This is a genomic window from Mesorhizobium sp. M8A.F.Ca.ET.021.01.1.1, assembly GCF_003998025.1.
Classification (GTDB): Bacteria; Pseudomonadota; Alphaproteobacteria; order Rhizobiales; family Rhizobiaceae; genus Mesorhizobium.
Map to the genome: position 1 here is coordinate 1 of NZ_RZSJ01000171.1, position 10,691 is coordinate 10,691.

General features: G+C 64.9%; 9 protein-coding genes. 3 read left to right on the forward strand and 6 right to left on the reverse strand.

What is annotated here, in order from left to right; genetic code table 11:
* Positions 1 to 182: 182 nt before the first annotated feature.
* The 3 genes from EOA36_RS15585 to EOA36_RS15595 form a co-directional block, all read right to left on the reverse strand.
* Positions 183 to 662, reverse strand: a complete 480-nt coding sequence (locus EOA36_RS15585) for a tetratricopeptide repeat protein (RefSeq protein ID WP_127278391.1) — start codon at positions 660 to 662, stop codon at positions 183 to 185.
* A gap of 35 nt (positions 663 to 697) precedes the next feature.
* Positions 698 to 1,669: an MBL fold metallo-hydrolase gene (locus EOA36_RS15590; RefSeq protein WP_127278392.1), complete on the reverse strand. Its 972-nt coding sequence runs from the start codon at positions 1,667 to 1,669 to the stop codon at positions 698 to 700.
* A gap of 88 nt (positions 1,670 to 1,757) precedes the next feature.
* Entirely contained in the window at positions 1,758 to 2,003 is a 246-nt protein-coding gene (locus tag EOA36_RS15595; protein WP_127278393.1) for a DUF680 domain-containing protein, read from the reverse strand.
* 604 nt (positions 2,004 to 2,607) lie between these two features.
* Between EOA36_RS15595 and EOA36_RS15600 the strand changes: the two genes are divergently transcribed.
* The 3 genes from EOA36_RS15600 to EOA36_RS15610 are packed head-to-tail and all read left to right on the forward strand — an operon-like array spanning position 2,608 to position 7,825.
* Complete coding sequence (locus EOA36_RS15600; protein WP_189553235.1) at positions 2,608 to 6,726, forward strand: Pls/PosA family non-ribosomal peptide synthetase; 4,119 nt, start codon at positions 2,608 to 2,610, stop codon at positions 6,724 to 6,726.
* Positions 6,723 to 7,190, forward strand: a complete 468-nt coding sequence (locus tag EOA36_RS15605) for a GNAT family N-acetyltransferase (protein WP_245464366.1) — start codon at positions 6,723 to 6,725, stop codon at positions 7,188 to 7,190. Before EOA36_RS15600 ends, EOA36_RS15605 begins: the two co-directional genes overlap by 4 nt.
* The gene (locus EOA36_RS15610; RefSeq protein ID WP_127278396.1) at positions 7,187 to 7,825 is read left to right on the forward strand and encodes a 4'-phosphopantetheinyl transferase superfamily protein; all 639 of its coding nucleotides are present in this window, start codon (positions 7,187 to 7,189) and stop codon (positions 7,823 to 7,825) included. The genes EOA36_RS15605 and EOA36_RS15610 overlap by 4 nt, the downstream gene beginning before the upstream one ends.
* Before the next feature lie 308 nt (positions 7,826 to 8,133).
* Here EOA36_RS15610 and EOA36_RS15620 read toward each other — a convergent pair whose 3' ends face one another.
* The 3 genes from EOA36_RS15620 to EOA36_RS15630 all read right to left on the reverse strand — a co-directional run bounded on the left by EOA36_RS15620 (position 8,134) and on the right by EOA36_RS15630 (position 10,506).
* Positions 8,134 to 9,273 carry a KamA family radical SAM protein gene (locus tag EOA36_RS15620; protein ID WP_127278397.1) on the reverse strand — a complete coding sequence of 380 codons (1,140 nt, stop codon included), beginning with the start codon at positions 9,271 to 9,273 and terminating at the stop codon, positions 8,134 to 8,136.
* Positions 9,274 to 9,430: 157 nt separating this feature from the next.
* A complete protein-coding gene (locus EOA36_RS15625) occupies positions 9,431 to 10,327 on the reverse strand; it encodes an NmrA family NAD(P)-binding protein (protein WP_127278398.1) in 897 nt (298 codons plus the stop codon).
* Positions 10,324 to 10,506: a DUF1127 domain-containing protein gene (locus tag EOA36_RS15630; protein ID WP_127278399.1), complete on the reverse strand. Its 183-nt coding sequence runs from the start codon at positions 10,504 to 10,506 to the stop codon at positions 10,324 to 10,326. The genes EOA36_RS15625 and EOA36_RS15630 overlap by 4 nt, the downstream gene beginning before the upstream one ends.
* Positions 10,507 to 10,691: the final 185 nt, after the last annotated feature.

A 10,691-nucleotide genomic window follows, 5' to 3' on the forward strand; every position in this document is an offset into this window, starting at 1 on the left:
GCTCCGACCGCTTCGCGGCCCATCTCCCCCATTCCATGGGGGCGAGGAAATCCTAGCTGCCGAGGTCGCGGCTTTGGAGAGCTTGGGTTCCTCGCCCCCATGGAATGGGGGAGATGGGCCGCGAAGCGGTCGGAGCGGGGGCTGCGCTGGCCTTCGCGAGCAAGGGAACCGCCTTGCCCGCCCTACTTCGTCACCTTGGTGTCGATGGCCTTCTGCAAATCGGCAAGCTCGTCGCAGCCGGCGGGGCACAGTTTCTGCAGCGAGGCCAGTTGCTCCTGAGCCTTGGCCATGTCGCCGGTCTCGACATAGAGCTCGCCCAGATATTCGCGGGCGGCCTTGTGGTCGGGCTTCAGCTCCAGCGCCTTGTTGTAGTAGGTCAGCGCGGTGGTGGGGTCGCCGGTCTTGCGCAGCGTGAAGCCAAGCAGATTGTAGACGTCGGCCTGCTGGTTGTCCTGCGCGAGGTCACGCAAATCCTCCAGCGCGCCCTTGTAGTCCTTGGCGTCGATCTTGGCCTTCACGGCGGTGAGGTCTGGCGCGTCGGCGCCTTCGATGTCGTCGACCGCATAGGCCGGCATGATCGTGGCGACGGGGACGACGGTCAGCACGGCGATGGCGCCGAGCAGGCCGTAGAGGGCGTGCTTGCCCAGATAGGATTGTTTCATTGTCTGTCTCGCTTGTCTGGATTGGGAGCTGACGCTCAAATTTCGACCGGAGTGAAGCCATAGGCATTGCCGTCCTTGACGAAGACGCCGGTGCCCGGGAACGGGAAGTGCGAACCGGAAATGCGGATGTTGTCCGCGATCACCCGGTCGATGATCTTGTGGCGCGTGGTGATTGCGGTGGGCCCATCCTGGTCGTAAGCGCCCTGCCATTCCGGATGCGGCGCCAGCAAAGCCGGCACATACATGGTGTCGGCCGAGATCATCAGCTGCTCCTTGCCGGAGTTGGCGAGATACACCGAGTGGCCGGGCGTGTGGCCGGGTGCGGCGATGATCTGGATGCCGGGCGCCACCTCGGCGCCGTCCTCGACCAGCTTCCAGTTCTTCCATTTCGGGAAGTTCTCGGCGATGCGCTTGCCCGCCGGCTTGCGGCCCTCGGGCAGCTTGGCCAGCCGGCTCGGGTCGGTCCACCAGTTGTATTCGGTGGCGTTGACGATCAGCTCGGCATTGGGGAACACCGGCGTGTTGGTACCCTTCTCCATCAGGCCCCAGACATGGTCGGGGTGGAAATGCGAGATCATGATGGTGTCGATCGCCTTGTAGTCGATGCCGGCGGCGGCCATGTTGGCCGGCAGATGCGTGGCGTTGGCCTGCCACTGGCCGACGCCGGAGCCTGCATCCATCATGATCAGCTTGCCGCCCATCTTGAGCACCACGACGGTGAGCGGAATGGGCATGAAGTCGGTGGTCAGACCCGCCTTGGCGAGTGCGGCCTTGGTGTCGTCTACCGAGACATTCTTGATGAAGGCCGGGTCGTGCGGCTTCTTCCAGATGCCGTCATAGATAGCGGTGACCTCGATGTCGCCGACCGTGTATTTGTAGAAGCCGACGGTCGGCTCCACCGGCGTCTGCGCGAAAGCGGGGCGGGTGAATTCAAGCTTGCCGGCGAGGCCGAAGGCAGCGGCGGCAGTGGCGGTTCCGAGCAGTGTGCGGCGTGTCATGCTGAACATGGTGGTTCTTCCTCTGTTGAGTGGTGGCTAAAGGCACGTCTTGGAATGACGGAGGGCCAAGCCCCTGGGATGTTCGAAGACCGAGCGCTCAGTTGCCCCAGATGCCCTCGTCATTGTGCCGGTTGATGATGTCCTGCACCGACTCCTGCTTCGGCCCGGTCGTCACCTTGGTGTCGACGCCATGGGGACGTGCCGTGTAAGGGATCGAAGCCGTCGCGTTGGTGTCGACCGGAGCGGCCGGCTGGTTGGAATTGTTGGCGCCATGGTCGCTGCCGGCAAAGGCGGAACTCGAGGCAAGCAACATCGCGGCCACGCTGAGAGCGAGCTTGGTCATTTCGCTAAATCCTTGTTTCGTTTCTTCGCGTCGCGGGCCGATTGGCCCCGCTGATGACAAGACCCGGAAGCGCCGCGCTTTATTCCCGGCGCCGACAGATTTTTTTCAAAAAGCCGGAAAACAGGCGGTTGCGGGCATGCGCAGGCCCACCCAGACACAATCCAGAAACAAGATTCAACAGTTCAGAAAAACTGGCGAAAAGATCGGATGGCATATCAATCCCTCAACGGCCGGAAATCTGGCCGCCGCACAGGCGCACGGGGTTGGGTACGGGCAATGCAACGAGGTTCGGACGGATCGATGGGTGCCCTTCCCGGCATGTCGCTCGCCGCCGGCAGCGCCCCGGCGACGCCCCGCGTCCATGCTCCCGAACATGTGAAGAGGGAGCGGCCGATTCCGTGATAACCGCGCGGCCAAAGAGGGACCCGGCGGTCAGCGATCGCCGGTCGGAATTCCGGAATCTTCCGTTTTGGAGGCTTCGGTCATTCCACCTCCATCAACAACGATCAAATTGCAGCGGCGGCACAGCCGACAATGCCTGCTCGAGCGGCGGCATGACCGAGATGTGCCCGTGACGGCTTGGCCAGGACGAGAAAGTTTGGAAATGGACCACGGTATCGATATCGCCGAACTGGACAGGGAAGCGGCAAGGTTGGGCGGAGAGCCCGGGACCAGCCGCGACAGCGTCCATGCACCTGCGGAAATTGCCCTCGGAGCGCGCCGCCAGGTCCTGGCAGGCGCCGATTTTGCCCGGGCGGGTCAGCCGGACGAGCGGCTCGACAAGGTCTTCGAACAACTCGCCGAAACATTTGCCACGCTGCCGGCGGTGATCTCCGAGGGCCGCGCCTGGACCTATCAGGAGCTGGACAGCAGAGCCAACCAGTTCGCCCGCCTGCTGGTCAAGCGCGGCGTGCGGCCGGGCGACCGCGTCGGGCTGATCCTCGACCGGTCCGCGGAAACCTATGTCGCCCTGCTCGCCGTGGTGAAGGCGGGCGCCGCCTTCGTGCCGCTGGCCACCGCCTTTCCGCAGGAGCGCATGGCGCTCATCATCGAGGACGCCAGCGTCAGCCTGGTCGTCACCATCGCCACCTATGCATCGCGGGCCGGCGAGTTGCCGGTTCCGCATCTGTTGATCGACAGCGCCGCCGCCGAAATATCCGCCCAGTCCAACACGCCGCTGAAGCCGCACAAGGCGCAGGCCGCCACTGCGATCGAAGACATCTGCTACATCCTCTACACGTCGGGCACGACCGGCAGGCCCAAGGGCGTGGCCATCCGCCACCAGAGCTTCGTCAACTTCATCCGCGTCGCCGCCGCATCCTACGGCTACCGGCCGGGCGATCGCGTCTACCAGGGCATGACCATCGCCTTCGACTTTTCCTCCGAAGAGATCTGGGTGCCGTTCGTCGCCGGCGCGACCGTCGTGCCGGCACCGGGCCAGATGCCGTTGGTGGGCGAAGAGCTCGCCGATTTCCTGCGCCATCACGACATCACCTGCATGGCCTGCAGCCCGACGCTTCTGTCGTCCATGACATCTGACGTGCCAAGCCTGCGCACGCTCCTGGTGGGCGGCGAGGCCTGCCCGCACAATCTGGTGGTGCGCTGGTCGAAGCCCGGCCGGCAGATCCTCAATACCTATGGCCCGACCGAGGCGACCGTCACGGCAACCATGGGAGCGCTGACGCCGGACCGGCCGGTGACCATCGGCGCGCCGCTGCCCACCTATTCGATCGTCATTCTCGACCCTTCGCTGCCGCAACTTGCCGAGCCTGGTGAACTGGGCGAGATCGGCATTGCCGGCATCGGGCTGGCGGTCGGCTATCTCAACCGGCCGGACCTGACCGAACAGAAATTCATTGCCGACTTCCTCGGCCTGCCGAACAACCCGTCGAAGCGCATCTACCGCACAGGCGACCTTGGCCGGATCAACGACGCCGGCGAGATCGAATATGCCGGGCGCATCGACACCCAGGTCAAGATCCGCGGCTACCGCATCGAACTCGGCGAGATCGAGGCCGTGCTGCTTGACCAGCCGGAGATCGCGCAGGCCGCCGTCACCACCTGGGAGATCGAGCCGGGCCGCGTCGAGCTCGTTGCCTATTACGCGCCCAAGGCCGGCCAGCCGGTGCTCTCGCGCGCCGACATTGCCCAGACGATGAAGCGGCGGCTGCCGGATTACATGGTGCCCTCCTATCTGGAGGAACTGCCTGTCATCCCGATGACGGTCTCCAACAAGGTCGATCTTCGCCAGCTTCCCAAGCCGACCAGCGTCCGGCTTTCGGCCGACCGCGCCATGGTGGCGCCCGGCAATGACGACGAGCGTTTCCTGGCCGACGCGCTATGCGCCGTGCTGAAGTTCGACGACGTGTCGGTCGAGGACAATTTCTTCGACGATCTTGGCGCCAACTCGCTGCTCATGGCGCATTTCTGCGCCCGCGTGCGCACCCGCAAGGAATGGGCGACGACGTCGATGCGCGACATCTATCTCTATCCGACCGTGGCGCGCCTGGCCAAGCACCTGAGCGTGGCGGAAGAGCTGACGACGGCCACCAACGAGCCCGTTCTCACCCGCCAGGCGTCCAATCTCGTCTACTGGACCTGCGGCGCGGCGCAGTTGCTGTTTTACGCGCTCTACAGCTACGTGGCGCTGTGGGCGATCAATGACGGCCTCAACTGGGTCTATGACGCGCTCGACGAGCCGCTGCAGCTCTACATCAGGTGCGTGGTGCTCTCGGCCGGCGTGTTCTTCGGCATGTCGGGCTTTGCCGTTGTCGCCAAATGGGTGCTCGTCGGCCGCTGGAAGGCGGAAGCGTTCCCGATCTGGGGCCTGCGCTACTATCGTTTCTGGGTGGTGAAAACCTTGATCCGCACGGCGCCCGTCGTGCTGTTCCGCGGCAGCCCCCTCTACAGCCTTTACCTGCAGCTTCTGGGAACCAGGATCGGCAAGAACGTGGTCATCGAATCCCGTGCCGTGCCAGTATGCACCGACCTGATTTCGATCGGCGACCGAACCATCCTGCGCAAGGAATCGCTGATCCTCGGCTATCGCGCCCAGGCCGGCTATATCCACACCGGGCCGCTGAACATCGGCCGCGATGCCTTCGTCGGCGTCGGCTGCACGCTCGACATCGACACTGCGATCGGCGATGGCGGCCAGCTTGGCCATTCCTCCTCGCTGCAGCGCGGGCAAAGCATCCCCGACGGCGAACACTGGCATGGATCGCCGGCGGTGCCGACCACGGCGGACTATTGCAAGGTGCGCAACGTCAATCCTCCCCGCATCCGTCGCTTCCTCTACGAAGCCGTGCAACTGATAGGGCTGTTTGCCATCATCACCCCGCTGCCGCTTCTGTTCCACAGCTATTGGGAGAATGTCGGCGACGACTATCAGGAGACGATCGGCATTGTGGCGATCGGCACGACGGTCACGCTTTTCGGCTACATCGCCGTCGCCTTCCTCGCCGCCACGTTGGTGCCGCGCCTGTTCAGCCTGATCCTGAAACCCGGCCGCACCTACACGCTTTACGGCTTCCGCTACTGGCTGCAGACGGTTGCCGAGTTCTCGAGCAACTCGCGCGTGCTCGGGCTGCTGTTCGGCGACAGCTCGGCCATCGTCCATTACATGAGCGCCATCGGCTGGAACCTGAACAAGGTGGTGCAGACCGGCTCCAATTTCGGCTCCAACCAGCAGCACGAAAACCCGCTCCTGTGCGAGATCGGCACCCAGACCATGGTGTCGGACGGGCTTTTCATGATCAACATGCACAAGTCCGCTTCCGCGTTCCGGCTCGAGCCGACGCGGATCGGCGAGCGCAACTATCTCGGCAACAACATCTACTATCCACCGGACGGACGCACGGGCGACAACGTCCTGCTCGGCACCAAGGTGATGGTCCCGATCGACGGACCGTTGCGCGAGAATGTCGGCCTTCTGGGCTCGCCGCCCTTTGAAATCCCGCGCATGGTGAACCGCGACAAGGAACTCATCGCCGGCATCGACGAGGAAGACCGGCTGAAGCGCATTCCGCTCAAGAACCGTCACAATCTCGTGACGATCCTCCTGTTCATAGCGACGCAGTGGGTCATGCTGTTCGCCACGCTGGCGATCTGGGACCGGGCGCTGAACTACTACACCGAATGGGCGGAGATCGCGCTCTTCGTGGCGGTGCTTTTGACCTCGGCCATCACCATTCCGTTCTACATCTTCGTCGAGCGGGCAAGCCTTGGTTTTCGCAAGCTGAAGCCACAGATAACGACGATCTACGACGTCACCTTCTGGCGCCATGAGCGCCACTGGAAGCTGGCGGATTCGCCCATCGTGCGCCTGTTCGCCGGCACGCCGTTCCGGCCGATGATCCTGCGCATGCTGGGTGTCAAGGTGGGCAAGCGCGTCTATGACGGCGGCGCCAACCTGACCGAGCGCTCCCTGGTGGAGATCGGCGACGACGTCACGCTCAACGAAGGCTGCGTCATCCAGGCCCATTCGCTGGAGGAAGGCGCGTTCAAGTCCGACTTCATCCGCATCGGCGATGGCTGCACGCTCGGGCCGTCCGCCTTCGTCCATTACGGCGTCGTGATGGGCAAGGGATCGATGGTGGATGCCGATTCCTTCGTGATGAAGGGCGAGGAGCTGGAGCCCAACTCCATCTGGCGCGGCAACCCGGCCAAGCTGCACCGGTTCGTCGAGCCGGTCAGCGAGGGCTCCGGGGCATCGGCGTCTTGACGGACCGCGCGCCTGGCATCCGTATCGTCCCGGTGACCCCGGCCAATCGCGCCCTGGTCACGGCCCTGCGACTGGCTCCGGAGCAGATGGACTTCGTCGCCAGCAATGCGGACTCGCTGCGCGAAGCCCGGTCCGATCGGGACGCACGGCCGCGCGCCGTGATGGCCGGGGACCAGCTTGTCGGATTCCTGATGTACGAGGCGCCACGGGACGATGACGAGGCCCGCATCTACCGCTTCATGGTCGACCGCGCCTGGCAGGGCCGGGGCTATGGCAAGGCCGCGCTGCGGGCGGTGCTGAAGGAAATCCGCGGGCTCGGCCATGTCAGGCACGTGTCGATCTGTTACGAACCGGAGAACGAGGCGGCGCGGCGGCTTTATCGCGCCGCCGGTTTCGTCGAGGAAGGGCTCGACGAGGACGGTGAAATGATCGCCGATCTCGTCCTGGCGCCCGGCGACCGATGACGCCCGAGGAAATCGCCCTGGCACGCGCCATGGCCGCCATGGCTCCGGCCGGGGTCCGCACCGGCTGCCGGATCATCCGTGAAGGCGACGAGACCCATCTGTTACCGGCGGAGGCAGGGTCCATCCCCGCCCGCCAGCCGGCCATGCGGCGGGCCAGCGGCGCGGCGCGCTGGATCGCGCACCGGCTGCTGGCGGATGCCGGCTTCGACGGTTTCGCCCTCTTGCGCACGCCTTCCGGTGCGCCCGCCTGGCCCGAAGGGATAACAGGTTCGCTCGCCCATGACGACGATATGGCCGTGGCGGCGGTCGCGCCTGTTGCCGGCATCGGCTCGATCGGCATCGATGTCGAACCGGCGCTGCCCCTGCCCGATGAGATTTCCGCCCTCGTTGCGATGCCCGCCGACCGGACGGGTACCGCCGACCGGCAGCTTGCCGGCCGCGTCCTCTTCGCCGCCAAGGAAGCGGTCTACAAGGCTGCCTATCCGCTGGACCGCGAGGTGCTGGGCTACGAGGACATCGTCGTGAACTTGGAGGCCGGCCACGCGACGACGAGGACCGGCCGCCGGGTCAGGATCGCATACTGCATTGCCTCGCGTGTGGTCGTGCTGGCGTTTGTCGACGGTGATGGGGTTTAGGGTCAGCCCGACTATTCCTGCTGCGTTACGACATCATGAGTTTCCGGCCGAATGCAGCAATCTTTGGCGTCAGCGCCGCCCCTCACTGTCCTGCCGGACATCTCTCCCCGTATAGTGACGGGGAGAGAGGACCGGCCGCAACGCCGGTGGTTTTCCTGCAACGCTTGAGATTGGCGAAATCGGCGACGGTAGCGCCCCTCTCCCCGTCACTATACGGGGAGAGGATGCCGGCAGGCAGGTGAGGGGCGGCGCAGACGCTGGCCATTATGAACAGTTGCTATGACGCAAGCAGGAGTAACATCCTGGCGTCATGAGCCGGCAGCCGGATTCTTCGAGGGCCGTTCTTCCCGAACGCCCAAAATCTCCCGATAATCCCTCACCGCGCCATCGAGCCCGCGAATGCGCCAGCTCTCTCCGTCGCGCCCCTCGATAGGGCACGGTGCGAGCGGCACCTTGCCGCCGCCCTCCGGCAGGTCCAGCACATAGACGGGATTGCAGATGCCGGACAGCCGCGCTCTGAGCGCTTCCACCAGCGCCTGCCCCTGCGCGATCGTGGTGCGCCGGTGCGCCATGCCGCGCGCGAGGTCGCCATGGTGCAGGTAATAGGGTTTTATCCCCAGCCGGTACATCAGCTCGCGGCAGAGCTCTTCCAGCGCCTCGACCGTGTCGTTGACGCCCTTCAGCAGAACGCTCTGGTTGAGCAGCACGAAACCGGCCTGTCGCAAGGTGCGGCAAGCCGCTTCGGTTGCATCGGTGATCTCGCGCGCGTGGTTGAAGTGGGTGACCACCGTCACCATCAGCCGACCCTGCAGCGCCGCGACCAGCCCTGGCGTGATGCGCGACGGCAGCGCCACCGGCACGCGCGTGTGGATGCGCAACAGCCGCACATGGGGAATCGCTTCAATCCGGTCGCGGATTTCGGCAAGTGCCTTATCCGGCAGCGACAGCGGATCGCCGCCGGTCAGGATCACTTCGCGGATTTCGGGATGATCCGCTATATAGGCCAGCGCCGGCTCCAGCGCCTCGCGCGTATAGCCACGGCCGATCGAGGTCAGCGATTCCTTGCGGAAGCAGAACCGGCAATAGACCGCGCATTGATAGGTCGGGAACAACAGCACCCGGTCGGCATGGCGATGCGTCAATCGCGGCACCGGGCTGAATTCATGATCGGCGATCGGATCGCCGAGCTCGCCCTCGGCCTCCTCCAATTCCCCAGGCGACGGGATCACCTGGGCCCGGATCGGATCGGCCGGATCGTTCCAGTCGATCAGGTCGAGATAGCTTTTTGGCGCGCGCACCTTGTGCAGCGTGGCGGCAGCCTGCGCGGCTTCGCGTTCGGCCGGCGAGAGCGGCAGGGAAGCGAGGTCGCGCACATGGCGGACGCCGGCGCGGACGTCATCCTGCCAGGCGGTGTCGGGAGCGCGGGTTGTATCTCTGAGGTTGGGCATTAGCAGGTCTCGGGCTGTTCGCGCGGACCTATCGGCTGGATGGGCTGTTGGGTCAACCGCCGCGCTCTCCGGCGCCCCCCTCTGTCCTGCCGGACATGTCCGGCAGGACAGAGGGGGGCGCCGGAGAGAGCCGACTTTGCCAAAAACCCTAACCCCTTCACAACCTCCGCCCACCCGCGCCGGCCATCGCCACAAAAGCGCTCTCAATGCTTTCAAACCTCAGCTCCGGGTAAAGCGCGCCCGCTTCCGGAGTGGCCGTCTCGAGCGCGGTCTCGCCACGGATCCAGAATGCGCGCAGCAGTCCGAGCCCGGGAACCGCCTCGATCATCGCCTCCAGCTCGTCGGCGCTCATCTGCTTGACGCGCGGCGAGCGGCCGCTCACCCGGCGCCACAGCTCGATCATCTCGGCTTGCGTGATCTTGTTCTGCGCGATGCGGATTTCGCCGCGAACAGCATTGGGATCCTCCAGTGCGCGCATCGTGACGGCGGCGATATCCTTCTCGCTGACAAATGTCGCCGGCACATTGCCGTCGCCATAGAGCGTCACCTCGTCGGGCGGCAGCGGCGAGGAGCCGAAGCGCGTCAGGTCTCCCAGGGTCGCCACCCAGGTCGAGAAGAAGCCGTTGGTGTAGATCACCGTATAGGGCAGGTCGGCCTCCCGGACCGCGTCGAAGACGGCCCGCTTGATGTCGAGCGGTTCGATCGAGCCGGGCGCGGCGGCGGCGAAGTCGAGGCCGAAGCCGGCGGACGGCACATAGCGGGAGACGCCGGCATCCCTGACGGCGCGCACCAGCGTCATCTCGCTGGCCGAGCCGACATGCACCGAACTGATGACGCGATCGACCTTGCCGACGGCGCGCACAAGGCTGTCATAGTCGTCGAGATCGCCGACATGCACCGTGGCGCCGAGCTCCTTCAGCGGGCGCATCCGCTCTCCATTGGCTGATGTTGCCGGCCGGACGAGTACATGCAAGCTGTCGCCATTGCGCGCGCTGGCCTTCGCCATCTCGCTGCCGAGAAGCCCGGTCGCGCCGATGATCAACGTGCTGGTCATATCGCCCTCCCATTGCCGAGAATTGAACCGTCCCAGTCGCGTTCGAGGCCGATGTCATGCAAACGGCGGTCGGAAAGCCGGGAAACCTTGCGCAATGTGCGGCGGCGCTCGAACGCTGCCGCGCTTCGCATGGCAAGGCCGCTCACCGCGGCAGTGATGGGTCCAAGGGTCAGGTTCATGTTCGTCTCCTGTGTTCTAGCGGGCGCGAGAATGCCGATGTCGCCCACCGGGCGAGCATGACGATTGCTCACACTTGTCTGGTCAATTCAGCGCATCGATAAACCGGAAGTCCGGTGTGGATGCTTGGTACGCCTGAATATTGGGCGGTTTCGGGCTGGACGACAAACGACTCTTTGTGCAGGAT

What these genes read in the sequence shown, in the direction of transcription:
- EOA36_RS15585 (WP_127278391.1), bottom strand. Translation starts at nt 662, where the DNA reads ATGAAACAATCCTATCTGGGCAAGCACGCCCTCTACGGCCTGCTCGGC.
- EOA36_RS15590 (WP_127278392.1), bottom strand. Translation starts at nt 1,669, where the DNA reads ATGTTCAGCATGACACGCCGCACACTGCTCGGAACCGCCACTGCCGCC.
- EOA36_RS15595 (WP_127278393.1), bottom strand. Translation starts at nt 2,003, where the DNA reads ATGACCAAGCTCGCTCTCAGCGTGGCCGCGATGTTGCTTGCCTCGAGT.
- EOA36_RS15600 (WP_189553235.1), top strand. Translation starts at nt 2,608, where the DNA reads ATGGACCACGGTATCGATATCGCCGAACTGGACAGGGAAGCGGCAAGG.
- EOA36_RS15610 (WP_127278396.1), top strand. Translation starts at nt 7,187, where the DNA reads ATGACGCCCGAGGAAATCGCCCTGGCACGCGCCATGGCCGCCATGGCT.
- EOA36_RS15620 (WP_127278397.1), bottom strand. Translation starts at nt 9,273, where the DNA reads ATGCCCAACCTCAGAGATACAACCCGCGCTCCCGACACCGCCTGGCAG.
- EOA36_RS15625 (WP_127278398.1), bottom strand. Translation starts at nt 10,327, where the DNA reads ATGACCAGCACGTTGATCATCGGCGCGACCGGGCTTCTCGGCAGCGAG.
- EOA36_RS15630 (WP_127278399.1), bottom strand. Translation starts at nt 10,506, where the DNA reads ATGAACCTGACCCTTGGACCCATCACTGCCGCGGTGAGCGGCCTTGCC.